Origin of the sequence: Pseudideonella sakaiensis (genome assembly GCF_048320135.1) — a bacterium.
Taxonomy (GTDB): domain Bacteria; phylum Pseudomonadota; class Gammaproteobacteria; order Burkholderiales; family Burkholderiaceae_C; genus Ideonella_A; species Ideonella_A sakaiensis_A.
In genome coordinates this window covers 4,756,642-4,780,630 of sequence record NZ_CP182947.1, presented here as the reverse complement: position 1 = coordinate 4,780,630, position 23,989 = coordinate 4,756,642, and the positions used below count along the sequence as shown (strand labels likewise).

Genomic DNA, 23,989 nt, shown 5'->3' with positions numbered 1-23,989 from the left:
CGATTGTCGGTGCTGCGCCGGGCGTGCGCTGCCCAACGTCGGCTGCTCGATAATCGATGCCCGTGCCTTTCCCGACCCGCGCAGGCAAGGAGCTCCTGCCACCTGCCCTGCCTTCATGCCCTACGCAAGCGAACCCCGATTCGAACATGGCCAGGCCGGCGCCGCGACCGCGGTGCTGTTGTGCAACCTCGGCACGCCCGATGCGCCGACCGCTGCGGCACTGCGCCGCTACCTGGCGCAGTTTCTCGGCGACCGGAGGGTCGTCGAAATCCCGCGGCCGCTGTGGTGGCTGATCCTGCACGGCGTGATCCTGCGCGTGCGGCCCGCCAAATCGGCGCGCAAATACGCCAGCATCTGGATGGACAACGGTTCGCCGCTGAAGGTCTGGACCGAAAAACAGACGACGATGCTGCGCGGCTACCTCGGCGAACGCGGGCACCGGCTGGTGATCCGCTACGCGATGAACTACGGCCAGCCGTCGATCGCCTCGGTGCTCGATGAACTGAAAGCCGAAGGGGTCGAGCGGGCGCTGGTGCTGCCGCTGTACCCGCAGTATTCGGCCACCACCACCGCCAGCGTCTTCGATTCGGTGGCCCGCTGGGCGCTGCGCACGCGCCGTCTGCCCGAATTGCGTTTCGTCAACCATTACCACGACCATCCGGGCTATGTCGCGGCGGTCGCGCGGCGCATCACCGCGCACTGGGGCCAGCATGGCCGCCCGGACAAGCTGGTGATGAGTTTTCACGGCCTGCCGCAGCGCAACCTGCTGCTCGGCGATCCCTACCATTGCGAATGCCTGAAGACCGCACGGCTGGTTGCCGAACGGCTGGGCATTCCGAAGGATGATCTGGTCGTGACCTTCCAGAGCCGCTTCGGCAAGGCGAAATGGCTGCAGCCCTATACCGAGCCGACCCTTGTCGAAATGGCCAGGCGCGGCGTCAAGCGGGTCGACGTGATGTGCCCCGGCTTCGTCGCCGACTGCCTGGAAACGCTGGAGGAAATCGCGATCGAGGCACGCACCGCCTTCCTCGCCGCCGGTGGCGAAACCTTCCACTACATCCCGGCATTGAATGACCAGCACGAGTGGATCGCCGCGCTGGCCGACATCGCGCAGACCCACCTGCAGGGCTGGGACACCCGCAGCGCTGCCGATCCGCAGGCCCTTGCCGCGCAACGCGCGCGGGCAATCGAACTCGGCGCCGAAGCCTGAGCGGGACAAGCGATGAGCGACAAGCCGGCCCCGGATCCGCCACGGCTCGACAAATGGCTGTGGGCCGCCCGTTTCTACAAGACCCGGGCCCTGGCCAGCGAGCAGATCGCGAAAGGCCGGGTGCTGGTCAACGGCCAGTCGGCGAAGGCGTCGCGCCTGGTTCGCGTCGGCGACCTGATCGAATTGCAGCAGGGCCCACAGCGACGCACCGTCGAGGTGCAGGCGCTGAGCGCGGTGCGCGGGCCGGCGAGCATCGCGCAGGGGCTGTACCAGGAGACGGCGCAAAGCATCGCCGAGCGCGAACGAGCCGCCGAGCAGCGCCGGCTGGCGCCGGAACCGTCAACCACCATCGAGCAGGGCCGGCCGACCAAACGTGACCGCCGCGATCTCGCCGACTGGCATCGCTGGAGCGCCAGCGTCGACGATGCGGATACCTAGCGGGCGGCGCGCGGCGGAAATTTACGCACATCCGTCGTTTTGGCCCTCTTGAAATCAGGGGGATGGTCCCGAGATAGTGGCCATTCGAAGTTTGCGAAAACCAGATACCAGCACCATGGCCACACCCGAAAACCCTGAAAACCAGACGGAAATCAACGAATCGGCCACTTCTGAACAGCCGGCCGTCGACTGGCAGCAGAAATACAGCGAACTGGAGGCGAAACACGCCGATGTCGCCGATGCCTACCTGCGCGCGAAGGCCGAGGCTGAAAATACCCGCCGCCGGGCCGAGGAGGAGATGAGCAAATCGCGAAAGTTTGCGATCGAATCATTCGCCGAGGCGCTGCTGCCGGTGAAGGACAGCCTCGAGGCCGCGATCGGCGCGCCCGACGCCGGCCCGGAGCAGATGCTCGAAGGCGTGCACGCGACGCTGCGCCAGCTGTCGACCGCGCTCGAGCGCAACAAGGTGGTCGAGATCAACCCGGCAGCCGGCGACAAGTTCGATCCGCACCAGCACCAGGCGATCAGCGTCGTGCCGCTGCCGGCCGAGTCGACGCAGGAGCCGAATACCGTCGTCGCGGTACTGCAGAAGGGTTACCTGATCGCCGACCGCATCCTGCGTCCGGCACTGGTCACGGTGTCGGCACCGAAATAAGTCTGTCCACAGGGCCCGGAGCGCACGTCGCTCCCTTGAAAAACGGCCTGGTTATCCACAAGTTACCCGCAACACAATTTTCCGCCAGAGGAGCAACAACATGGCCAAAATCATCGGCATCGACCTGGGCACGACGAACTCGTGTGTCTCCGTCATGGAAGGCAACACCACCAAGGTGATCGAGAACTCGGAAGGTGCCCGCACCACGCCGTCGATCATCGCGTACCAGGAAGACGGCGAGATCCTGGTCGGCGCTTCGGCGAAGCGCCAGGCCGTCACCAACCCGCGCAACACGCTGTATGCCGTCAAGCGCCTGATCGGTCGCAAGTTCACCGAGAAGGAAGTGCAGAAGGACATCGACCTGATGCCCTACAAGATCGTCGCGGCCGACAACGGCGACGCCTGGGTCGAGGTGCGCGGCAACAAGCTCGCGCCGCCGCAGGTCAGCGCCGAAGTGCTGCGCAAGATGAAGAAGACCGCCGAAGACTACCTCGGCGAGCCGGTCACCGAAGCGGTGATCACGGTGCCTGCGTATTTCAACGACGCACAGCGCCAGGCAACCAAGGACGCCGGCCGGATTGCCGGTCTCGACGTCAAGCGCATCATCAACGAGCCGACCGCGGCTGCGCTGGCATTCGGCCTCGACAAGAAGGAAAAGGGCGACCGCAAGATCGCCGTCTATGACCTCGGTGGCGGCACCTTCGACATCTCGATCATCGAGATCGCCGATGTCGACGGCGAAAAGCAGTTCGAGGTGCTGTCGACCAACGGCGACACCTTCCTCGGTGGCGAGGACTTCGACCAGCGCATCATCGACTACATCATTGCCGAGTTCAAGAAGGAGCAAGGCGTCGATCTGGGCAAGGACGTGCTCGCGCTGCAGCGCCTGAAGGAGGCGGCCGAGAAGGCGAAGATCGAACTGTCGAACAGCGCGCAGACCGACATCAACCTGCCGTACGTGACCGCAGATGCGTCGGGTCCGAAGCACCTGAACATCAAGCTGAGCCGTGCCAAGCTCGAGGCGCTGGTCGAGGACCTGATCGACCGCACGATCGCGCCGTGCCGCACCGCGATCAAGGATGCCGGTGTCGCCGTCAGCGCGATCGACGACGTGATCCTGGTCGGCGGCATGTCGCGCATGCCGAAGGTGCAGGAGAAGGTCAAGGAATTCTTCGGCAAGGAGCCGCGCAAGGACGTCAACCCCGATGAGGCGGTTGCCGTCGGTGCCGCGATCCAGGGCCAGGTGCTCGGTGGGGACCGCAAGGACGTGCTGCTGCTCGACGTCACCCCGCTGAGCCTGGGCATCGAGACCCTGGGCGGCGTGATGACGAAGATGATCAAGAAGAACACGACCATCCCGACCAAGTTCCAGCAGACCTTCAGCACCGCCGACGACAACCAGCCGGCAGTGACGATCAAGGTTTACCAGGGCGAGCGCGAGATGGCGTCGGGCAACAAGAGCCTCGGCGAGTTCAACCTCGAGGGCATTCCGCCGGCGCCGCGCGGCACGCCGCAGATCGAGGTCACCTTCGACATCGACGCCAACGGCATCCTGCACGTCGGCGCGAAGGACAAGGGAACCGGCAAGGAAAACAAGATCACGATCAAGGCCAACTCGGGCCTGAGCGAATCCGAGATCGAGAAGATGGTCAAGGACGCGGAAATGAACGCGGCCGAGGACAAGAAGAAGCTCGAACTGATCCAGGCCCGCAATTCGGCCGATGCCATGGTGCACAGCGTTCGCAAGAGCCTTGGCGAACACGGTGACAAGCTCGAGGCCGGCGAGAAGGAGAAGATCGAGACCGCGCTGAAGGAAGCCGAGGAATCGCTGAAGAGCGACGACAAGGCAGTCATCGAAGCCAAGACCGAAGCGCTGATGGCGGCCAGCCAGAAACTCGGCGAGAAGGTTTATGCCGATGCGCAGGCGGCAGCCGGTGCGGCGGCGGCCGGTGCGGAGCAGCCCGGTGCGGGCCAGGCTGGCGGTGCGGGTGCCGGCCAGTCGGCGAAGGCCGGCGACGACGATGTCGTCGATGCCGAGTTCACCGAGGTCAAGGACAAGAAATAAGCACTGCCCAACGGTCGGCCCCGCTGATCCGGGGCCGGCAAGAGCTCCCCCGTGCGCCTGGCGGCGAACGGGGGGCTTTGTGTTTCAAAGGCTCAGAAGATGGCAAAGCGTGACTATTACAACGTGCTCGGCGTCGCCCGCAACGCGAGTGAAGAAGAGATCAAGAAGGCTTACCGCAAGCTGGCGATGAAACACCACCCTGACCGCAATCAGGGGGACGGTGCGAAGAAGGCCGAGGACGAATTCAAGGAGGCCAAGGAAGCCTACGAAATGCTCAGCGACCCGCAGAAGCGGGCCGCCTACGACCAGTTCGGCCATGCCGGCGTCGATCCGAACATGGGCCGCGGCGGACCGGGCGCAGACGGCTTCGGCGGTTTTGCCGAGGCTTTCGGCGACATCTTCGGCGACATCTTCGGCGCCGGTGGCCAGCGTCGCGGCGGCGGAGCGCAGGTCTACCGCGGCAGCGACCTGTCGTATGCGATGGAGATCACGCTCGAAGAGGCGGCCAACGGCAAGGAAAGCCAGATCCGCATTCCGACCTGGGACAACTGCGAGACCTGCGACGGCAGCGGGGCGAAACCTGGCACGACACCGAAGGTCTGCGCAACCTGCAGCGGCAGCGGCCAGGTGACGATGCGGCAGGGCTTCTTCAGCATCCAGCAGACCTGCCCGCATTGCCGCGGCAGCGGCAAGATCATTCCGGAACCCTGCATGACCTGCCACGGGCAGGGCAAGGTGAAGAAGAACAAGACGCTGGAAGTGCGGATTCCGGCCGGCATCAACGAAGGCATGCGGATCCGATCGGCCGGCAATGGCGAGCCCGGAACCAACGGCGGCCCGCCGGGCGACCTGTACATCGAGATCCGCATCAAGCCGCACGAGATCTTCGAACGTGATGGCGACGATCTGCATTGCAGCGTGCCGGTATCGCTGACGACGGTTGCACTGGGCGGCACGATCGAGGTGCCGACACTGAACGGCAAGGCCGAAATCGAGCTGCCCGAAGGCACCCAGCACGGCAAGACCTTCCGGCTGCGCGGCAAGGGCATCAAGGGCGTGCGCTCGAGTTATCCCGGCGACCTGTATTGCCACGTCAGCGTCGAGACGCCGGTCAAGCTGACCGAGCACCAGCGCAAGCTGCTGAAGGAACTCGACGAATCCTTCCGCAAGGGTGGCGACAAGCATTCGCCGACGTCGAAATCCTGGTCGGATCGGGTCAAGGACCTGTTCAAGTAAGTGATCGGGCGTGCCGGACACACCGGCATGCCGCGGTCAGAACAGCGAAGCCTGTTGCGGCCGGTTCTGCGCAGCGGTCGAGCTGGCCGGCCGATCGCCAGCGGCTGCCTGCCCGGATGGACGGCGGAACTGCGACAAATCGAGTTCGCGCCGCTGCAGCCCGAGCCCGTAGCGGATGCAGGCCTTGTCGAAACGCTGCTGCAGCAGTTCGGCCCAGACCCCGCTGCCGCGCTGCCGGGTACCGAAGCGGGCGTTGTAGTCCTTGCCGCCATGGATTTCGCGCACGCGGGCCATCACACGCGCCGCGCGATCCGGGAAGTGGTCGTCCAGCCACCGCTGGAACAGTGGGTTGACCTCCCATGGCAGGCGCAGCACGACCATGAACGCCGACCCGGCGCCGGCCTCGGCCGCCGCCTCGAGCAGCCGCTCGAGTTCGGGTTCGTTGATGAACGGGATCATCGGCGAGATGCTGACGCCGACCGGTATGCCGGCCTCGGCGAGGCTGCGGATCGTGCGCAGCCGGCGGTGCGGCGCCGCCGCCCGCGGCTCCATGATGCGCGCCAGCGCCGGATCGAGCGTTGTCAACGAGACATAGACCGCGACGCCGCGCTGTTCCGCCAGCGGCCGCAACAGATCGAGGTCGCGCTCGACGCCGGATGATTTCGTTACCAGCGAAAACGGATGGCGGTAGCGGCTCAGCACCTCGATGACACTGCGGGTGATGCGCAGCTCACGCTCGACCGGCTGATAGGCATCGGTTGCCGAACCGATGTTCAGCAGCTTTGGCTGGTAACGGGGGTGGTTCAGGGCCTGCTCGAGGCGCTCCGCGGCATTGTGCTTCGCGATGATCCGGGTTTCGAAATCGAGGCCGGGCGACAGGTTCAGGTAGCTGTGCGTCGGCCGCGCAAAGCAGTAGATGCAGCCGTGTTCGCAACCGCGGTAGGGGTTGATCGACAGGTCGAAATTGATGTCGGGTGACTCGTTGGCGGTCAGGATGGTTTTTACCGTTTCCTCGATCACCTGGGTCTGCGGCGGCAACACCTCCAACTCGGCAAGCTGGTCGAGGGCGCCCCAGCCGTCGTCGAACTGGTCGTGGCTGGTCTCGCCGAAGCGGTGCTCGATTGCCCAGGCCGTGCCCCTGCCCTTCACTGTTGACGGCAGGGCGTCCGGAGCGGCCGGAATCAGGTCGATGCGACGGCGGTGCTTCATATACTGTAAATATATACAGTCTTTGGCATGGCGGCAAGAGCGAAGCTCTGACGCAGGTCAAGGTCGGCAACGCCGCGGCGGCATACGCTGCCTGCATGCAGACACAGCGTCACTGGACTCTGGGCGCCAAGCTGGCGCTGATCGCCGCACCATTCCTGATGCTGGCGACGGTCTCGATCGCCGCGCTGGTCTGGATGTCTTCGCAGCTGGAAGGCGGCGCGGCTGCCGTCAATGAAGCCGGCAGCATGCGGATGCAGGCCTACCGGCTGGTGTTGAGCGCCCGGGCTGGCAACCGGATCCTGCTCGAACGCCAGGCCGCCGCCTTCGACGACAGCCTGGCGCTGCTGCGCGAAGGCGACCCGGCGCGGCCGCTGGCCGTTCCGTGGAGCCTGCAGGTGCACGAGCAGTTTGCGGTGGTCGAAGAGGCGTGGGCGCAATACCGTCGGCACTTGCTCGCAGCCACCGGCGCCACCACGGCAGACGCGGTGCTCGAGCGCGAGGCGTCGTTGTTTGTCGGCCTGGTCGGCGAACTGGTCGCCGCCATCGAGCAACGACTGGCGCAAGGGTCGGCGATGATGAACCTGCTGCAGCTGTTCCTGCTCGCGCTGGCGGTCACCGGAACCGGCGCACTGGTCTACGTCGGCCACCGCTTTGTCCTCGAGCCGGTCGGCCAGTTGAAAGCCGCCGCCCGGCGGGTTCAGGCCGGCGAACTCGGCGCCCGGGTCGAGCTCGACAGCACCGATGAATTCGGCACGCTGGCCGACGGATTCAACCAGATGGCCGACCGGCTGCAAACGGTCTACCAGAACCTCGAGGAGCGGGTTCGCGAAAAGACCGCGCAACTGGTCGACAAGCACCAGCGTCTCGAAAGCCTCTACGAGGTGACCAATCTCGTCAACCGTGCGGTCACGCTCGACCAGCTCGCCGGCGGCTTCGCCCGCAGCATTGCCAGCATCGCCCGTGCCGACGGCGTCGCGCTGCGCTGGTCAGACGAAGGCCAGCAACGCCATCTGATGCTGGCCTCGCATCGCCTGCCCGCTGCGATGCTCGAAGCAGAACATTGCCTGACTGCCGGCGAGTGCCACTGCGGGGCGCCCGCAACGGCAGCAGCAGCGGCGCGGGTGATCCCGATTCGCTCCGACCAGCCGGCCCCGCTGAGCCATTGCGCAGAGGCGAACTTCAACACGCTGGTGGCGCTTCCGATCCGGCTGCACGGCCGGCAGATGGGTGAGGTCGACCTGTTCTTCCATGCACAGCACGAGCTGGCCGATGCCGAACGGTCGCTGCTCGAGGCACTGACAGTCCAGCTGGCCGGGGCGATGGAAAACCTGCGGCTCGGTTCGCTGGAAGTCGAGGCAGCAGTCGCGCAGGAGCGCAGCATGCTGGCCGGCGAATTGCACGATTCGATTGCGCAGTCCCTCGCCTTCCTGAAGATCCAGGTGCAACTGCTGCGCGAGGCGCTGGATGCCGGCGATGCGGCTGAAATCGATCATGCGCTCGAGGAAATCGACCTCGGCGTGCGTGAGAGTTATGGCGACGTGCGTGAATTGCTGATCCATTTCCGCACCCGAACCAATGGCGAGGATATCGAGCCGGCGTTGCAGACGACGCTGCGCAAGTTCGAGCACCAGTCGGGTCAGAGTGCCAGGCTGACGATGCGTGGCCATGGCCTGCCGCTGCCGCCGGACACCCAGGTGCAGGTGCTGCACATCGTGCAGGAAGCGCTGTCGAATGTGCGCAAACATGCCCGGGCGAGCCAGGTCTGGCTCGATATCGACCAGCAGCCAACCTGGCGGTTCGAGGTGCGCGACGACGGCATCGGGTTTTCGCCCGAACGAGACCCGGACGATGAAACCCACGTCGGCCTGCGCATCATGAAGGAGCGCGCTGCCCGTCTGGGTGCGAGCCTGGATGTGCTGTCGACTCCCGGCCGCGGCACGTCGGTCGTGCTCTGCTTGCCGACCCGCCAGTCCGATGCCGCAACAACGGTGGCTGAAACGGAAGAGGCCATCGCCTGAACGGACACCCGATGATCGAAAAAACTGCCGACATCCGCATCCTCGTCGTCGACGACCACACGCTTTTCCGCCGCGGCCTGACCGCCTTGCTGAATCGCGACCCGCAATTCGAAGTGATCGGCGATGCCGGCGATGCCGGCGAGGCGCAGCGGCGAACGGCCGAACTGACGCCCGACCTGATCCTGCTCGACAACCACCTGCCCGGGGTCAATGGCGTCGACGCGCTGCCCGGCCTGCTCGAAGCCTCGCCGGGCGTGCGGATCATGATGCTGACCGTCAGTGAAGACGAGCAGGATCTTGCCGCAGCGCTGCACGGCGGCGCCTGTGGCTATCTGCTGAAGACGATGGATGGCGACGCGCTGGCGAGTGCGATCAAGCGGGCGATGCGCGGCGACCATGTCGTTGCCGAGGAGATGACCGGCAAGCTGGTTGCCGCCTTCCGAGGCGCCGGCTTGCCGCAACCGAAAGCGCCGGACAAGCCGGCCGCCGACGCGAGCTCGCCGATCGAAACCTTGTCGGCACGGGAACGCGAAATCCTTGGTGGCATCACGAAGGGGCAGGCCAACAAGGAAATTGCACGCACGCTCGGAATCGCGGAAACGACGGTGAAGATCCACGTCCAGCACATCCTGCGCAAACTCGATGTCAGTTCGCGCGTGCACGCCGCGGTGATCGCCACCGAGTCCGGCCTGGCCTGACATCCTGACCCGACCAGCGCAGCCGCCCGCGCTGGTCGGGCGAGGGCTGTGCTCGTTCGCGTGCAGACCGATCTCGGGCAAGTCCCTAGTTCTTCCGGACGATGGCAGCCACCGGCACATCGTCCTTCTGCACCCGCTGCGCAGGTCTTCAGAAGGATTCCGAAAGCGGAAGGTGATTTCTAAAGTCCGTTACATGGCAAGGCAACGGACTTCGCAATGACCACCAGCAACAGCCGCGCGATCGCAGTGCTGCTCGTCAGCACGCTCGCGTTCACCGTGAGCTTCATGGTGTGGATGATGTTTGGCGTGATCGGCATACCGATCAAGGAGACGCTGGGTCTGAATGCCACCGAATTCGGTCTGCTGACCGCGATGCCGGTGCTGACAGGCTCGCTCAGCCGCGTGCCGCTGGGCATCTGGACCGACCGCTACGGCGGCCGCATCGTGATGACGATCCTGCTCGCGGTCACGGTGCCGGCGATCTGGCTGATGAACTACGCCACCGAGTACTGGCAGTTCCTGGTGATCGGCCTGTTCGTCGGCCTGGCCGGCGGATCGTTTTCGGTCGGCACGCCGTATGTTGCACGCTGGTTCCCGAAGAACCGGCAGGGTTTCGCGATGGGTGTCTTCGGCGCCGGCAATGCGGGCGCTGCGGTCAACAAGTTCCTCGCACCAGTGCTGCTCGTCGGCTTTGGCTGGACGATGGTGCCAAAGGTCTATGCCGCGATCATGCTCGGCACCGTGGTGCTGTTCTGGTTTTTCAGCGCAACCGACCCGACACATGTCGTGCCGTCGAACGTCAAGTTGCGCGACCAGCTGAAGCTGCTGAAGGACCCGAAGGTGCTGAAGTACTGCCAGTACTACAGCATCGTGTTCGGCGGTTATGTCGCGCTGGCGCTGTGGATGGTGCAGTACTACGTCTTCGAGTATGGCCTGGACATCCGCGTCGCGGCATTGCTCGCGGCCTGCTTTTCGCTGCCGGGCGGCGTGCTGCGTGCGGTCGGCGGCTGGCTGTCGGACAAATACGGCGCACACAGCGTCACCTGGTGGGTGATGTGGGTCAGCTGGATCTGCCTGTTCCTGCTGTCCTATCCGCAAACCGAGTTCACGGTGCTGACCGTCGATGGAAGCGCGACCTTCCACATCGGCCTGAACGTCTACGTCTTCACTGCACTGATGTTCACCTTGGGCGTCGCCTTCGCGTTCGGCAAGGCCAGCGTCTTCAAATATATCGCCAACGACTATCCGACCCACATCGGCACGGTCAGCGGCATCGTCGGTCTGGCCGGCGGCATGGGCGGCTTCGTGCTGCCGATCCTGTTCGGCGCGCTGGTCGACATCACCGGCATCCGCTCCAGCGCTTTCATGCTGATGTACGGCGTCGTCTGGGTCTCGCTGATCTGGATGTACTGGACCGAAGTCCGCCGCACCGAAGTGATGGGCAGCGAAGCCAAGGGCTTCAGCCTGCAAGGCTGAGCGCCGCTCATCGAAAGGAAAACCAATGACCACCGTCGCATCAAAAACCCCCGTCGTGCCGGGCCCGCCCGACAGCGGCGCCGACATTGCCGACTGGCGGCCAGAGGACCCGGTCTTCTGGGAAAGCAAGGGCAAGCGAATCGCCTACCGCAACCTCTTCATCTCGATACCGGCACTGCTGTGCGGTTTCGCGGTGTGGCTGATGTGGGGAATCATCACCGTGCAGATGCTGAACCTGGGCTTTCCGTTCAGCCAGGCCCAGTTGTTCACGCTGACGGCGATCGCCGGCCTGGCCGGCGCGACGATGCGCATCCCGGCATCCTTCCTGATCCGGCTGGCCGGCGGGCGCAACACCATCTTCCTGACCACGGCGATGCTGCTGGCGCCGGCGATCGGCACCGGCATCGCGTTGCAGCACACCGACTGGCCGCTGTGGGTGTTCCAGTTGCTCGCGCTGTGGTCGGGCGTCGGCGGCGGCAACTTCGCCAGTTCGATGTCGAACATCAGCACCTTCTTTCCGAAGCGGCTGCAGGGCACGGCGCTTGGCCTGAATGCCGGCCTCGGCAATTTCGGCGTGACGACGATGCAGATCGTGATCCCGCTGGTGATGACGGTCGGTCTCCTCGGCAGTTTTGGCGGCGAGCCGATGACGCTCGCGAAGGACAGCGGCTGGATCTTCGGCAAGATCACAGCCGGCACGCCGACCTGGATCCAGAACGCGGGTTTCGCCTGGGTGCTGTCGCTGGTGCCGCTGGCCGCGCTGTGCTGGTTCGGCATGAACAACCTGAAGACGATCTCGCCGGACACCGGCTCGCCCGTCGTCGCGTTCATGAAGATCACCTGGCTTTATACGCTGGCCTTCGTGCCGGCGATCGGCGGCCTGTACCTGTACCTGCCGGCGCCAACCGGGCTGGGCGTGCTGAACATGTGGCTGGCGATGCCACTGATCGTCATCAGCACCTTGCTGGTGATGAAGCTCGCCGCCTTCGGCGCGATGAAGGAAAACATCGCCAAGCAGTTCGCGATCTTCCGCGACAAGCACACCTGGTCGATGACGGCCTTGTACATCGTCACCTTCGGATCGTTCATCGGCTTCTCGATGGCATTGCCGCTGTCGATCACGGTGATCTTCGGCTTCCAGCACATGCCTGATGCCGCCGGTGTGATGACCCACACGGTGAAAAATCCGAATGCGCCGTCGGCTCTGACCTATGCCTGGATCGGCCCCTTCGTCGGCGCCCTGATTCGGCCGGTCGGCGGCTGGATCTCGGACAAGGTCGGCGGCTCGATCGTCACGCAGTGGATCTCGGCGGTGATGGTGCTTGCTTCAGCCGCGGTCGGCTACGTGATGCTGCTGGCCTACCAGTCGGCAACGCCGGAGCAGTATTTCCTGATCTTCATGGCCTTGTTCGTCGTGTTGTTTGCCGCCAGCGGCATCGGCAACGGAAGCACCTTCCGCACCATCGGCGTGATCTTCGACCGCCAGCAGGCCGGGCCGGTGCTCGGCTGGACCTCGGCTGTCGCCGCCTACGGCGCCTTCATCGCACCGGTGGTGATCGGCGAGCAGATCAAGGCCGGCACACCACAAACCGCGATGTACGGCTTCGCGGTCTTCTATGCGCTGTGCCTGCTGCTGAACTGGTGGTTCTACCTGCGCAGCGACGCCTACGTGAAGAACCCTTGAACTCGCGCAGCAACCCGCCAGCCGACAAAAAATTCCAGAGAGGTATCCGATGAGCCACTTTCTCGATCGACTGAGCTATTTCCAGCAGCCGCGCGAATCCTTTTCGGGCGAGCATGGCGTCACCACCGGTGAAGACCGCACCTGGGAGGACGCCTACCGCAACCGCTGGGCTCACGACAAGATCGTGCGCTCGACGCACGGCGTCAACTGCACCGGCTCGTGCTCCTGGAAGATCTACGTCAAGGGCGGCATCGTCACCTGGGAAACACAGCAGACCGACTATCCGCGCACCCGCTGGGACATGCCCAATCACGAGCCACGCGGCTGCGCGCGCGGCGCCAGCTACAGCTGGTATCTGTACAGCGCCAATCGCGTCAAATATCCGATGGTGCGTGGCCGCTTGCTGAAAAGCTGGCGCGAGGCGCGGCTGAACCATGAACCGGTCGACGCCTGGGCGAGCATCGTCGAGGACGACACGAAGCGCCGCGACTACCAGAAGATCCGTGGTCTCGGCGGCTTCGTCCGCTCGACATGGGACGAGGTCAACGAGATCATCGCCGCTGCCAATATCTACACGATCAAGCGTCATGGCCCGGATCGCGTGATCGGCTTTTCGCCGATCCCGGCGATGTCGATGGTCAGCTATGCGGCGGGCAGCCGCTACCTGAGCCTGATCGGTGGCGTGTGCATGAGTTTCTACGACTGGTACTGCGACCTGCCGCCGGCAAGCCCGCAGATCTGGGGCGAGCAGACCGACGTGCCCGAGTCGGCCGACTGGTACAACTCGAGCTACATCATCGCCTGGGGATCGAACGTTCCGCAGACGCGCACGCCGGACGCCCACTTCTTCACCGAGGTCCGCTACAAGGGAACCAAGACGGTGGCGGTGACGCCCGATTATTCGGAAGTCGCGAAGCTGGCCGACATCTGGATGAACCCGAAGCAAGGCACCGATGCGGCGGTCGCGATGGCGATGGGCCACGTGATCCTGAAGGAGTTCTACTTTCCCGAGAAGGGGGAACGCAGCGCGTATTTCGACGACTACGTGCGCCGCTACACCGACATGCCGATGCTGGTGATGCTGAAGGAGCATGCGCTGCCGAATGGCGACGTCATCACGGTGCCGGACCGCTATGTCCGCGCGTCGGATTTCAACGGCAAACTCGGCCAGGCCAACAATCCGGAATGGAAAACCGTCGCCTTCGACGAGGTCGGCAAGGTCGTGCTGCCCCAGGGTGCGATCGGTTTCCGCTGGGGTCCCGATGGCCGCGCCGACCAGGGCCAGTGGAATCTCGAAGCCAAGGAGGCACGGCATGGCAACGAGGTCAGGCTCGCGCTGTCGGTGCTCGACGGCAAATACCCGAGCGCCGATACCGCCAAGGTCGGCTTCCCGTATTTCGGCGGTATCGAAAGCGAGAACTTCGCCAACAACGTGCAGACCGAAGTGCTGATCCGCACCGTCCCGGTGCGCCGGATCGCGCTCGGCAAGGAGGGCGAAAAACGCGAGGCGCTGGTCGCCACGGTATTCGACCTGCAGGTCGCCAACTACGGCATCGCGCGTGGCCTGCCCGGCGAACTGGCAGCACGGAGTTTTGACGACGACACGCCGTATACGCCGGCCTGGCAGGAAAAGATCACCGGCACGCCGCGTGCGCAGCTGATCACGGTGGCCCGCCAGTTTGCCGACAACGCCGACAAGACGCAGGGGCGGTCGATGGTGATCATCGGTGCGGCGATGAACCACTGGTACCACAGCGACATGAACTACCGTGGCGTCATCAACATGTTGATGATGTGCGGCTGCATCGGCAAGAGCGGCGGCGGCTGGGCGCATTACGTCGGCCAGGAAAAGCTGCGGCCACAAACAGGCTGGACCGCGCTGGCCTTCGCGCTCGACTGGATCCGCCCGCCGCGGCAGATGAACAGCACCAGCTTCTTCTACGCCCATACCGACCAGTGGCGCTACGAGAAGCTCGACCTTGCCGAGGTGGTTTCCCCGCTGGCCGACAAGAAGCTCTACGGCGGCAGCATGATCGACTACAACGTGCGCGCCGAACGCATGGGCTGGCTGCCGTCGGCACCACAGTTGCAGACCAACCCGCTGCATGTCGTGCGGGATGCGGCGTTGGCCGGCATGGAAGCACGTGACTATGCCGTCAAGAGCCTGCAGGACGGCTCGTTGAAGATGAGCTGCACCGATCCCGATCACCCGGACAACTGGCCGCGCAACCTGTTTGTCTGGCGATCGAACCTGCTCGGTTCATCGGGCAAGGGCCATGAATATTTTCTGAAACACCTGCTCGGCACCAGCAACGGCGTGCAGGGCAAGGACCTCGGCACCGAAGACGCGAAGCCGAAAGAAGTCGTCTGGCATGACAAGGCGCCGGAAGGCAAGCTCGACCTGCTGGTCACGCTCGACTTCCGCATGAGCACGACCTGTCTGTACAGCGACATCGTATTGCCCACCGCGACCTGGTACGAGAAGAATGACCTCAATACCAGCGACATGCACCCGTTCATCCATCCGCTGTCGACCGCGGTCGATCCGGCCTGGCAATCGCGCAGCGACTGGGACATCTACAAGGGATTCGCCGAAAAGTTCAGCGAACTGTGCGTCGGACACCTCGGCGTCGAACACGAACTCGTGTTGAGCCCGCTGATGCACGACAGCCCGGCCGAGCTGGCGCAACCCTTCGACGTGAAGGACTGGAAGCGCGGTGAATGCGAGCTGATTCCCGGCAAGACCGGACCGAACATGGCGGTCGTCGAACGCGACTATCCGAACCTGTACAAGCGCTTCACCGCGCTCGGCCCGCTGATGAACAAGGTCGGCAATGGCGGCAAGGGCATCGCCTGGAATACGCAGACCGAAGTGAGGCAACTCGGCGAACTGAGCGGCCTCATCAGCGCGGAGGGCGTGAGCTGCGGCATGCCGAAGATCGAGACCGACATCGATGCCGCCGAGGTCATCCTGCAACTCGCGCCGGAAACCAATGGCCATGTTGCTGTCAAGGCATGGCAGGCATTGAGCAAGCAGACCGGCATCGACCACTCCCATCTGGCCTTGCATCGCGAAGACGAGAAGATCCGCTTCCGCGACATCCAGGCTCAACCGCGCAAGATCATCAGCTCACCGACCTGGAGCGGTATCGAGAGCGAAACCGTCTCGTACAACGCCGGCTATACCAATGTCCATGAACTGATCCCGTGGCGGACGCTGACCGGGCGGCAGCAGTTCTACATGGACCACCCGTGGATGATTGCCTTCGGCGAAGGCTTCAGCAGCTACCGCCCGCCGGTCGACCTGAAGACGACCGCCGGTATCCAGGGCATCAAGCCGAACGGCAACCCGGAGATCGCGCTGAACTTCATCACGCCGCACCAGAAATGGGGCATCCACAGCACCTATACCGACAACCTGCTGATGCTGACGCTGAGCCGCGGCGGACCGTGCGTCTGGATCAGCGAGGACGATGCGAAACGCGCCGGCATCGTCGACAACGACTGGATCGAGCTGTTCAACATCAACGGCGCGATCGCGGCCCGCGCGGTGGTCAGTCAGCGCGTCAAACCCGGCATGGTGATGATGTACCACGCACAGGAAAAGATCGTCAACACACCGGGCTCCGAGATCACCGGGGCGCGAGGCGGCATCCACAACTCGGTGACCCGCATCGTGCTGAAGCCGACCCACATGATCGGCGGTTATGCGCAGTTCAGCTACAGCTTCAACTACTACGGGACGATCGGCACGAACCGCGACGAATTTGTCGTCGTGCGCAAGATGAACAAGATCGACTGGCTCGATACGCCGGTCGGCCAGGAACTGGTCAAACCCGTGCAATCGCAAGGAGAGGTCGCATGAACCCCCAAACTCGCGTTCGCTCGCTGCCCCCCAAGGGGGCGTTGGCCTCCCGGGGTCACGGAAGGGCCCCTTCATGGCCCATGGCGGCCCGGCAGGAGGCAGCATGAAGATCCGCGCCCAGATCGGCATGGTGCTGAACCTCGACAAGTGCATCGGCTGCCACACCTGTTCGGTTACCTGCAAGAACGTCTGGACCAGCCGCCCGGGGATGGAATACGCCTGGTTCAACAATGTCGAGACCAAACCCGGCATCGGCTATCCGAAGGAATGGGAAAACCAGGACAAGTGGAACGGCGGCTGGATCCGCAAGGCCAACGGCGCGATCGAACCGCGCCAGGGCGCGAAATGGGAGCTGCTGATGCGCATCTTCGCGAATCCGAGCCTGCCCGAGATCGACGACTACTACGAGCCCTTCACCTTCGACTACCAGCATCTGCAGGCAGCTCCGGAGATGAAGGCAACGCCGACCGCACGCCCGCGCAGCCTGATCACCGGTCAGCAGATGGACAAGATCGTCTGGGGTCCGAACTGGGAAGAGATTCTCGGCGGCGAATATGCCGGTCGCAGCAAGGACAAGAACCTCGACGGTTTCGAGAAGGTGCAGAAGGACATGCTCGGCCAGTTCGAGAACACCTTCATGATGTACCTGCCGCGGCTGTGCGAACACTGCCTGAATCCTGCCTGTGTCGCGAGTTGCCCGTCGGGCTCGATCTACAAGCGCGAGGAAGACGGCATCGTGCTGATCGACCAGGACAAGTGCCGCGGCTGGCGCATGTGCGTGTCCGGCTGCCCATACAAGAAGATCTACTACAACTGGAAAAGCGGCAAGGCCGAGAAATGCATCTTCTGCTATCCGCGCATCGAAGCCGGCCAGCCGACCGTGTGCAGCGAAACCTGTGTCGGCCGCATCCGCTACCTCGGCGTGTTGCTGTACGACGCCGACCGCATCGAGCAAGCCGCCAGCGTCGAACACGACCGCGACCTGTACCAGGCCCAGCTCGGCATCTTCCTCGACCCCTTCGATCCGAAGGTCATTGCCCAGGCCAGGGAAGATGGCATTCCGGACCAATGGATGGAGGCGGCGCGCAACAGTCCGGTCTACAAGATGGCCGTGCAATGGAAGGTGGCACTGCCGCTGCATCCGGAATACCGCACGCTGCCGATGGTCTGGTATGTGCCGCCGCTGTCGCCGATCAGCGCTGCAGCCAATGCCGGCCATGTCGGCGCAAACGGCGAGATACCGGACGTCAACCAGTTGCGCATACCGGTCAAGTACCTGGCCAATCTGTTGACCGCGGGCGATACCGCACCGGTGACCCGAGCACTTGAACGCATGCTGGCGATGCGCGCCTACCAGCGCGCAAAACACGTCGACGGGCGGATCAACCAGGCGGTGCTGCAGCAGGTGGGCATCAGCCAGGCCGAGGTCGAGGAGATGTATCACGTGATGGCGATCGCCAATTACGAGGACCGTTTCGTGATCCCGTCGACGCACCGCGAATATGCCGAGAACACCTTCAATGTGCGCGGCGGCTGCGGTTTCAGCTTCGGCAACGGCTGCTCGGAAGGAACCGGCGAGACCAGCCTGTTCGGCAGCGAGAAAAAACGCACGATCCCGATCAAGGCGGAGATATGAGCATGTTCGCGATCAAGACCGTCCAGCCGATGCACCGCAGCCTGCGTGTTCTCGCAGGCCTGCTGACCTATCCCGACCCGCGGATGCGCCAGCACCTTGCCGAGATGCGCGAATTGCTGCACGACGAGGGCGCGGTGTCGGCGTCGCGGCGCCACGAGATCGAGGTGCTGATCGATCGACTGCGCCGTGCCGAGCCCTTGCAGGCAGAGGCCGACTATGTTGAACTGTTCGACGCCAGCCGCTCGACATCGCTGCATCTGTTCGAACATGTGCACGGCGATTCGCGCGAGCGAGGCCCGGCATTGATCGACCTCGGCCAGACCTACGAGCGGGCCGGGCTGCTTCTCGTCGAGGGCGAACTGCCCGACTATCTGCCGGCGGTGCTCGAGTTCGTCTCGACCCAACCGGCGCGCGAAGCCAAGGCTTTTCTAGGCGAGATGAGCCACATCTTGAATTCGATCTTCAATGCGCTGCGCAAGCAGCGCAGCGCCTACGCCAGCGTGCTCGGCGCATTGATCGAACTCGCAGGCGAACAGGCGCACCCGGTTGAACCGACGCCGGACGCGCCACTCGACGAAAGCTGGGAAGAGCCACCGGTATTCGACGGCTGTTCGACCCAGGGCCAGGCCAGGCCCGGTACGCCACAACCGATTCACGTCGTTCGCAAGAGCGCGCAAACGGGAGCTTCGACATGAACCCGATTCTCGGCTACCTGCACAACTTCTTTTTCAACGTCTACCCGTATATCTGCCTGGCGGTGTTCCTGATGGGCAGCCTGGCCCGCTTCGACCGCGACCAGTACACCTGGAAAAGCGACTCGTCGCAGATGTTGCGCACCGGTCTGCTGCGCTGGGGAAGCAACCTGTTCCACGTCGGCATCCTGTTCCTGTTCTTCGGCCACCTGGTCGGCCTGCTGACGCCACACTGGCTCTACGAAGGTTTCATGAGTGCCGCCACCAAGCAGCGCATCGCGATCTATTCCGGCGGCGTCGCCGGCTTCGTCTGCTTCATCGGCCTGTCGATGCTGCTGTACCGGCGGCTGTTCGACCCGCGAATCCGGCTGACCAGCCACAAGACCGATCTGGCGATTCTGCTCATCCTGTGGGTGCAACTGGTGATCGGCCTGATCACGCTGCCGTTCTCGTACAAGCATGCCGATGCCAGCGCGATGCTGATCCTTGCCGACTGGGCGCAGGGCATCGTCACCTTCCAGCCGAACGCAGACGCGCTGGTCACGCTGGACTGGCCGTTCCCGCTGCACCTGATCCTCGGCATGACGATCTTCCTGCTGTTTCCGTTCAGCCGGCTCGTCCATGTGTGGAGCGGCTTCGCCACGGTCCGCTTCCTGTTCCGTCCGCACCAGGTGGTGCGCAGCCGGCGGCTCAATGTGCCGGCCGGTCATAACCAGCCGCGTCAGACGCGTGCCGACGCCTGAACCAAGGAGACGCGATGAAAACCGAGACAATCGACCTGAGCGCCGTTGCAGCGCCGGCAGCGACCGTCGTCGCCAGCGTCAATGGCGTCGCACTGCATCGCGAGGCGGAAACGCTGGCGCCAGAAATCCTGCGCCAGCGTGCCTGCAGCGAACTGCTGCGGCAGGCCGCCATCCGCGACGGTCTGCTCGACGCGTCGGACCCGCCGCCACGCGACGGCATTCTGAGCGAGTCGGCATCGCAGTCGATCGACGCCTGGTTGCAGGCCGAACTCGAATTGCCCGAACCATCGGAAGAGGCCTGCCGACGCCACCATGCGGCACAGGCAGCGCGTTATCGCACCGGGGAACTGGTGCGCGCACGCCACATCCTGTTTGCCGTGACTCCTGGAGTCGACGTCGTCGCGTTGCGCAATCGGGCCGAAACCTGTTTGCTCGACGTGCGTTGCCACGATGGCCGTTCCGGCGACGGCTTCGCCCGCGCCGCACGCGAATTGTCGAATTGTCCCAGCGGTGAAATCGGTGGGGATCTCGGCTGGATGGAACCCGCCGAATGCGCACCCGAGTTTGCCCGCGAGGTATTCGGCCATCTCGAGATCGGCGTATTGCCGAGGCTGGTGCACAGCCGTTTCGGGCTGCATGTGGTCGAGGTGCTCGAGCGCAAGGGCGGCGAGCCACAGGCCTTCGAGGCGGTGCGCGGTTCCGTTGCGATGGCGTTGCGCCAGCAGGCCTGGGTGACCGCATTGCGCCAATGCCTGCAGTTGCTGGCCGGAGCGGCTGATGTTGTCGGGGTCGATCTGGATGCGGCCGAAACACCACTCGTCCAATGAGCATGACCATTTCCAGTTTCGACGATCTGCTGCGAAGCGCCGGCAACCAGCAGGAGCCGCAGCGCTTGCTGTTCGTATTTGCGCGGGCCGGCCTGCCCGACGACGCTTCCGCCGAGCAACGGGAGCGATTCGAGGCCGGCGAAGGCGGCACGCTGACCCCGCTGATGTGTGTCGACAAATTGCCTGCCGAACTGGATTCGTTCGAAACGCTGCTGTCGGAGTCGCTTCAGTTTGAACAACCCTGGGACATCGTTTTTGTCGCGGCGATGTCGGGCACCAATGGCATCAGCCCGACTGCCGAACAGGCTGAAGCAGCACTGCAGTCAGTGGTCGAAGCGATCAGGACCGGCCGCATCGGTGCCTTCATACCGTTCGACCACCAGGGCCGCACGGTTCAATTCAGCTGACGATCGAGGGCCGCCGGCGCAGGCCGGGAACGGTCAACGGCCGCGCAGCACGATCGTGACGAGCAGCGACGCGTCCTTCACCGCCTTCACGGCATGGCGTTCACCGCCATCGAGCATGACCAGTTGCCCGGCATGCAGTTCACAGCTGCGCGATGCTGCGGTCACCACGGCCTCACCCTCGAGGCAATGGATCGTGATCGGGCCGGCCACGCTGTGCTCGGGCATGCCAAGGCCGGCCGGCAGCACCAGCCGCATCAGCTGCAAGTCGGCTGTCTTCAGCAGACTGGTTGATACCGAACCCGAAAATCCCGCATCCAGCGGGCGGACGTCGATGACGTCGAGCGGATGTGCGTGCGGCAAGGCCATCGGGCTTTCTCCTGCTCAGTATTCGCTGCTTCCAATGCTGCCTGGCGCGAGGTTGTCGAATTTGGTCAGCGGCTTGTTGAAGAACAGCTTGACGGTGCCGGTCGGGCCATTGCGCTGCTTGCCGATGATGATTTCGGCAACACCCGGCTCCTTGCAAGCCTCCTTGGTGTAATAGTCGTCACGGTAGATGAACATGATGACGTCGGCATCCTGCTCGATCGCGCCGGACTCGCGCAGGTCGCTCATCATCGGGCGCTTGTCGGTTCGCGTCTCGACCGACCGGTTCAGCTGCGACAACGCGATCACCGGGCACTGCAACTCCTTCGCGAGGCCTTTCAGGCCGCGCGAGATCTCGCCGATCACCGTCGCGCGGTTTTCATCGCTGCTGCCGCCGCTGCCACTCATCAGCTGCAGATAGTCGACGACGATCAGCCCGAGCTTGCCGCATTGGCGGGCCTGCCGCCGAGCCCGCGCGCGAACCTCGCTTGGCGTCAGCGCAGGCGTCTCGTCGATGAACATGCTGACGGTGCCGAGGCGCTCGACCGCTTCGGACAGCCGGCCCCATTCGTCATCCTTCAATGCGCCGGTACGCAGCCGCTGCTGGTCGATGCGTCCGAGCGAGCCGACCAGGCGCAGCGCAAGCTGTGCCGCACCCATTTCCATCGAGAACACGACGACCGGAAGGCCTTCGCCGACCGCGACATGTTCGGCGATGTTCAGCGCAAAGGCGGTCTTGCCCATCGATGGCCGCGCCGCCAGGATGATCAGGTCGCCGGGCTGGAAGCCGGCGGTCATCTTGTCGAGGTCGAAATAGCCGGTGCGCACACCGGTCACCTCCTCGGCGCCGTTGTCGTGCAGTTCGGTCACGCGGTCGAGCAATTGCACGACCAGCGAATCCATGCTCTGGAAACCCTGCTTCGATTTGGAGCCTTCTTCGCCGATGCGGAAGATCTTGCCTTCGGCCTCGTCGAGGATCTGGTCGACCGGGCGGCCCTGCGGATTGAAGGCCTGGGTCGCGATCTCGTCGCTGGCCGCGACCAGCTTTCGCAGCACCGCGCGCTCGCGGACGATCTCCGCATAGCGGCGCAGATTGGCCGCACTCGGCACGCTCTGCGCCAGTGCATTCAGATAAACCAGGCCGCCGCAATCCTCGGCCTTGCCGAGGCCCTGCAATTGCTCGAAGACGGTGATCACGTCGGCCGGTTTGCTGGCATTGATCAGCGTGCCGATCGCCGAATAGATCAGCCGATGCTCGAAGCGGTAGAAATCGGTGTCGACCAGCAGGTCGCCAGCGCGGTCCCAGGCGCTGTTGTCGAGCAGCAGACCGCCAATCACACTTTGCTCCGCCTCGATCGAGTGTGGCGGGATGCGCAGCCGCGCGACTTCGTCGTCGACTGCCGGGGTTTTCACCGAGGTCGGCTGGGCGTTGGACGGGTTCGGCAACGGCGGAGATGTGAAGACGGCGACCATGTCGGCACTATACGGTTTTGTGCAGCGCCAGCCTGTGCACAGCCCTGTGGAAAAGCGGGGGGCTTTCGGTGCACAGCGGCGCGCCGCCGGGCGTCCGGCGGCGGCAATGAAAAAGGCCGGCAGAGCCGGCCTTCTGATCAGAACGCAGCGCGGGCTGCGGCTGGTTTCGTCAGGCAGCTTCGCCGACGACGACGACCTTGACCTCGACGACCACATCGGAATGCGGTGCGACGTTGACGACGTGTTCGCCGATCGTCTTCAGCGGGCCGCTGGGCATGCGCACCTGCGACTTGCTGACCTTGAAGTCGATCCGGGTCAGCGCTTCGGCGATGTCGTTGTTCGTCACCGAACCGAACAGCCGACCGTCGACGCCGGCCTTTTGCGTGATGTGGACCGTGCGGCCGCTCATCTTTTCACCCAGTGCCTGGGCGGCGGCGAGCTTTTCGGCAGCAGCCTTTTCGAGCTCGGCGCGGCGGGCCTCGAACTCGCTGATCGCCGCTGCCGTGGCGCGACGCGCCTGGCGGGTCGGGATCAGGTAGTTGCGTGCATAGCCGTCCTTGACCTTGACGACATCACCCAGGTTGCCGAGGTTGGCGACCTTGTCGAGAAGAATGATTTGCATGTCGGTTGTCCTCAGGTCTTGTGCTGGTCGCTGTACGGCAGCATCGCCAGGAAACGCGCCCGCTTGATGCAGGTGGTCAGCTGACGCTGGAAGAACGCGCGGGTGCCGGTCAGGCGGGCCGGCGTGATCTTGCCGTTCTCGCCGATGAAGTCACGCAGCGTATCGATGTCCTTGTAGTCGATCTCGGTGACACCGGTGACCGTGAAGCGGCAGAAGCGCTTGCGCCGGAACAGCAGTGACTGCTGGTTGCGCTTGGGTTTGCGATCTTTGGAAAACTTACCTTTACCACGTGGCGGGGGCATATCTGACCTCGTTTGAAATCTGTTTGTTGGCGGGCTGGATCAATCCAGCTCGATCACATGAAAGACGATTCCGCGACCATTGCGCTGTGAACCGAGAAAGCCGGCGAAGCCGTGCTCGCTGCCAAGTTCGAGTTGACCGATGCGGTGGGTGATGTCGCCCACTGCCCTGGCCTTGATCTCGAGGCTGACCCTGCGCGGCTGGCCTTGCTGCGTCACCGTCGACTCGTGCTTCAAGCTCAGGTCGAGGGCGGGCAATCCGGCCGGTGTGTAACGCAGTGAGCCTCGGGCCACCAGTTGCGCCGACAGCAGCAACCGGTTCAGACCGGGTTCGTCGGCAGCGCTGGGGTTCAAGACAGGTATTCGGTCGAAG

General features: G+C 64.2%; 21 protein-coding genes. 15 read left to right on the top strand and 6 right to left on the bottom strand.

Going from position 1 to position 23,989, the window contains the following annotated elements:
• Positions 1-115 precede the first annotated feature (115 nt).
• The 5 genes from hemH (at position 116) to dnaJ (ending at position 5,604) form a co-directional block, all read left to right on the top strand.
• Positions 116-1,210 (top strand): ferrochelatase, encoded by a 1,095-nt coding sequence (gene hemH / locus ACNH6H_RS21945; protein WP_418320410.1) that lies wholly within the window; start codon positions 116-118, stop codon positions 1,208-1,210.
• 12 nt (positions 1,211-1,222) lie between these two features.
• Positions 1,223-1,648, top strand: coding sequence for an RNA-binding S4 domain-containing protein (locus ACNH6H_RS21940; protein ID WP_418320409.1), 426 nt, complete (start codon positions 1,223-1,225; stop codon positions 1,646-1,648).
• 115 nt (positions 1,649-1,763) lie between these two features.
• On the top strand, positions 1,764-2,303 hold the full coding sequence (grpE, locus tag ACNH6H_RS21935) for a nucleotide exchange factor GrpE (RefSeq protein ID WP_418320408.1): 540 nt from the start codon (positions 1,764-1,766) through the stop codon (positions 2,301-2,303).
• A gap of 100 nt (positions 2,304-2,403) precedes the next feature.
• Positions 2,404-4,368, top strand: a complete 1,965-nt coding sequence (dnaK, locus tag ACNH6H_RS21930) for a molecular chaperone DnaK (RefSeq protein WP_418320407.1) — start codon at positions 2,404-2,406, stop codon at positions 4,366-4,368.
• A 99-nt stretch (positions 4,369-4,467) separates the two neighbouring features.
• On the top strand, positions 4,468-5,604 hold the full coding sequence (gene dnaJ / locus ACNH6H_RS21925; protein ID WP_418320406.1) for a molecular chaperone DnaJ: 1,137 nt from the start codon (positions 4,468-4,470) through the stop codon (positions 5,602-5,604).
• Between the two features lie 36 nt (positions 5,605-5,640).
• On the opposite strand, the gene ACNH6H_RS21920 is transcribed toward dnaJ, so the two are convergent.
• The gene (locus ACNH6H_RS21920) at positions 5,641-6,813 is read right to left on the bottom strand and encodes a PA0069 family radical SAM protein (protein ID WP_418320405.1); all 1,173 of its coding nucleotides are present in this window, start codon (positions 6,811-6,813) and stop codon (positions 5,641-5,643) included.
• Positions 6,814-6,908: 95 nt separating this feature from the next.
• On the opposite strand from ACNH6H_RS21920, the gene ACNH6H_RS21915 reads away from it, so the two are divergent.
• From ACNH6H_RS21915 to ACNH6H_RS21870, 10 genes are all read left to right on the top strand, one after another.
• On the top strand, positions 6,909-8,831 hold the full coding sequence (locus tag ACNH6H_RS21915) for a type IV pili methyl-accepting chemotaxis transducer N-terminal domain-containing protein (RefSeq protein ID WP_418320404.1): 1,923 nt from the start codon (positions 6,909-6,911) through the stop codon (positions 8,829-8,831).
• Between the two features lie 11 nt (positions 8,832-8,842).
• Entirely contained in the window at positions 8,843-9,529 is a 687-nt protein-coding gene (locus tag ACNH6H_RS21910; protein ID WP_418320403.1) for a response regulator, read from the top strand.
• Between the two features lie 216 nt (positions 9,530-9,745).
• Positions 9,746-11,005, top strand: coding sequence for an MFS transporter (locus ACNH6H_RS21905; protein ID WP_418320402.1), 1,260 nt, complete (start codon positions 9,746-9,748; stop codon positions 11,003-11,005).
• Between the two features lie 25 nt (positions 11,006-11,030).
• Positions 11,031-12,689, top strand: coding sequence for an MFS transporter (locus tag ACNH6H_RS21900; RefSeq protein WP_418320401.1), 1,659 nt, complete (start codon positions 11,031-11,033; stop codon positions 12,687-12,689).
• Positions 12,690-12,738: 49 nt separating this feature from the next.
• Positions 12,739-16,554, top strand: coding sequence for a nitrate reductase subunit alpha (locus ACNH6H_RS21895; RefSeq protein WP_418320400.1), 3,816 nt, complete (start codon positions 12,739-12,741; stop codon positions 16,552-16,554).
• A gap of 103 nt (positions 16,555-16,657) precedes the next feature.
• Positions 16,658-18,190, top strand: coding sequence for a nitrate reductase subunit beta (narH, locus tag ACNH6H_RS21890; protein WP_418320399.1), 1,533 nt, complete (start codon positions 16,658-16,660; stop codon positions 18,188-18,190).
• A 2-nt stretch (positions 18,191-18,192) separates the two neighbouring features.
• The gene (gene narJ / locus ACNH6H_RS21885; protein WP_418320398.1) at positions 18,193-18,885 is read left to right on the top strand and encodes a nitrate reductase molybdenum cofactor assembly chaperone; all 693 of its coding nucleotides are present in this window, start codon (positions 18,193-18,195) and stop codon (positions 18,883-18,885) included.
• Positions 18,882-19,625 carry a respiratory nitrate reductase subunit gamma gene (gene narI / locus ACNH6H_RS21880; protein WP_418320397.1) on the top strand — a complete coding sequence of 248 codons (744 nt, stop codon included), beginning with the start codon at positions 18,882-18,884 and terminating at the stop codon, positions 19,623-19,625. Before narJ ends, narI begins: the two co-directional genes overlap by 4 nt.
• A gap of 14 nt (positions 19,626-19,639) precedes the next feature.
• Complete coding sequence (locus tag ACNH6H_RS21875; RefSeq protein WP_418320396.1) at positions 19,640-20,452, top strand: peptidylprolyl isomerase; 813 nt, start codon at positions 19,640-19,642, stop codon at positions 20,450-20,452.
• 2 nt (positions 20,453-20,454) lie between these two features.
• Positions 20,455-20,859, top strand: a complete 405-nt coding sequence (locus tag ACNH6H_RS21870) for a ribonucleotide reductase subunit alpha (RefSeq protein WP_418321449.1) — start codon at positions 20,455-20,457, stop codon at positions 20,857-20,859.
• Positions 20,860-20,892: 33 nt separating this feature from the next.
• On the opposite strand, the gene ACNH6H_RS21865 is transcribed toward ACNH6H_RS21870, so the two are convergent.
• From ACNH6H_RS21865 to priB, 5 genes are all read right to left on the bottom strand, one after another.
• Positions 20,893-21,225 (bottom strand): cupin domain-containing protein, encoded by a 333-nt coding sequence (locus ACNH6H_RS21865; RefSeq protein WP_418320395.1) that lies wholly within the window; start codon positions 21,223-21,225, stop codon positions 20,893-20,895.
• 15 nt (positions 21,226-21,240) lie between these two features.
• Entirely contained in the window at positions 21,241-22,695 is a 1,455-nt protein-coding gene (gene dnaB, locus ACNH6H_RS21860; RefSeq protein ID WP_418320394.1) for a replicative DNA helicase, read from the bottom strand.
• Positions 22,696-22,864: 169 nt separating this feature from the next.
• Positions 22,865-23,317, bottom strand: a complete 453-nt coding sequence (gene rplI / locus ACNH6H_RS21855) for a 50S ribosomal protein L9 (protein ID WP_418320393.1) — start codon at positions 23,315-23,317, stop codon at positions 22,865-22,867.
• 11 nt (positions 23,318-23,328) lie between these two features.
• A complete protein-coding gene (rpsR, locus tag ACNH6H_RS21850; protein WP_418320392.1) occupies positions 23,329-23,619 on the bottom strand; it encodes a 30S ribosomal protein S18 in 291 nt (96 codons plus the stop codon).
• A 39-nt stretch (positions 23,620-23,658) separates the two neighbouring features.
• On the bottom strand, positions 23,659-23,970 hold the full coding sequence (gene priB, locus ACNH6H_RS21845; protein WP_418320391.1) for a primosomal replication protein N: 312 nt from the start codon (positions 23,968-23,970) through the stop codon (positions 23,659-23,661).
• Between the last annotated feature and the right edge of the window lie 19 nt (positions 23,971-23,989).

Excerpts from the sequence above, each read along its gene's own strand:
- hemH (WP_418320410.1), top strand. The coding sequence starts at position 116 with ATGCCCTACGCAAGCGAACCCCGATTCGAACATGGCCAGGCCGGCGCC.
- ACNH6H_RS21940 (WP_418320409.1), top strand. The coding sequence starts at position 1,223 with ATGAGCGACAAGCCGGCCCCGGATCCGCCACGGCTCGACAAATGGCTG.
- grpE (WP_418320408.1), top strand. The coding sequence starts at position 1,764 with ATGGCCACACCCGAAAACCCTGAAAACCAGACGGAAATCAACGAATCG.
- dnaK (WP_418320407.1), top strand. The coding sequence starts at position 2,404 with ATGGCCAAAATCATCGGCATCGACCTGGGCACGACGAACTCGTGTGTC.
- dnaJ (WP_418320406.1), top strand. The coding sequence starts at position 4,468 with ATGGCAAAGCGTGACTATTACAACGTGCTCGGCGTCGCCCGCAACGCG.
- ACNH6H_RS21920 (WP_418320405.1), bottom strand. The coding sequence starts at position 6,813 with ATGAAGCACCGCCGTCGCATCGACCTGATTCCGGCCGCTCCGGACGCC.
- ACNH6H_RS21915 (WP_418320404.1), top strand. The coding sequence starts at position 6,909 with ATGCAGACACAGCGTCACTGGACTCTGGGCGCCAAGCTGGCGCTGATC.
- ACNH6H_RS21910 (WP_418320403.1), top strand. The coding sequence starts at position 8,843 with ATGATCGAAAAAACTGCCGACATCCGCATCCTCGTCGTCGACGACCAC.
- ACNH6H_RS21905 (WP_418320402.1), top strand. The coding sequence starts at position 9,746 with ATGACCACCAGCAACAGCCGCGCGATCGCAGTGCTGCTCGTCAGCACG.
- ACNH6H_RS21900 (WP_418320401.1), top strand. The coding sequence starts at position 11,031 with ATGACCACCGTCGCATCAAAAACCCCCGTCGTGCCGGGCCCGCCCGAC.
- ACNH6H_RS21895 (WP_418320400.1), top strand. The coding sequence starts at position 12,739 with ATGAGCCACTTTCTCGATCGACTGAGCTATTTCCAGCAGCCGCGCGAA.
- narH (WP_418320399.1), top strand. The coding sequence starts at position 16,658 with ATGAAGATCCGCGCCCAGATCGGCATGGTGCTGAACCTCGACAAGTGC.
- narJ (WP_418320398.1), top strand. The coding sequence starts at position 18,193 with ATGTTCGCGATCAAGACCGTCCAGCCGATGCACCGCAGCCTGCGTGTT.
- narI (WP_418320397.1), top strand. The coding sequence starts at position 18,882 with ATGAACCCGATTCTCGGCTACCTGCACAACTTCTTTTTCAACGTCTAC.
- ACNH6H_RS21875 (WP_418320396.1), top strand. The coding sequence starts at position 19,640 with ATGAAAACCGAGACAATCGACCTGAGCGCCGTTGCAGCGCCGGCAGCG.
- ACNH6H_RS21870 (WP_418321449.1), top strand. The coding sequence starts at position 20,455 with ATGACCATTTCCAGTTTCGACGATCTGCTGCGAAGCGCCGGCAACCAG.
- ACNH6H_RS21865 (WP_418320395.1), bottom strand. The coding sequence starts at position 21,225 with ATGGCCTTGCCGCACGCACATCCGCTCGACGTCATCGACGTCCGCCCG.
- dnaB (WP_418320394.1), bottom strand. The coding sequence starts at position 22,695 with ATGGTCGCCGTCTTCACATCTCCGCCGTTGCCGAACCCGTCCAACGCC.
- rplI (WP_418320393.1), bottom strand. The coding sequence starts at position 23,317 with ATGCAAATCATTCTTCTCGACAAGGTCGCCAACCTCGGCAACCTGGGT.
- rpsR (WP_418320392.1), bottom strand. The coding sequence starts at position 23,619 with ATGCCCCCGCCACGTGGTAAAGGTAAGTTTTCCAAAGATCGCAAACCC.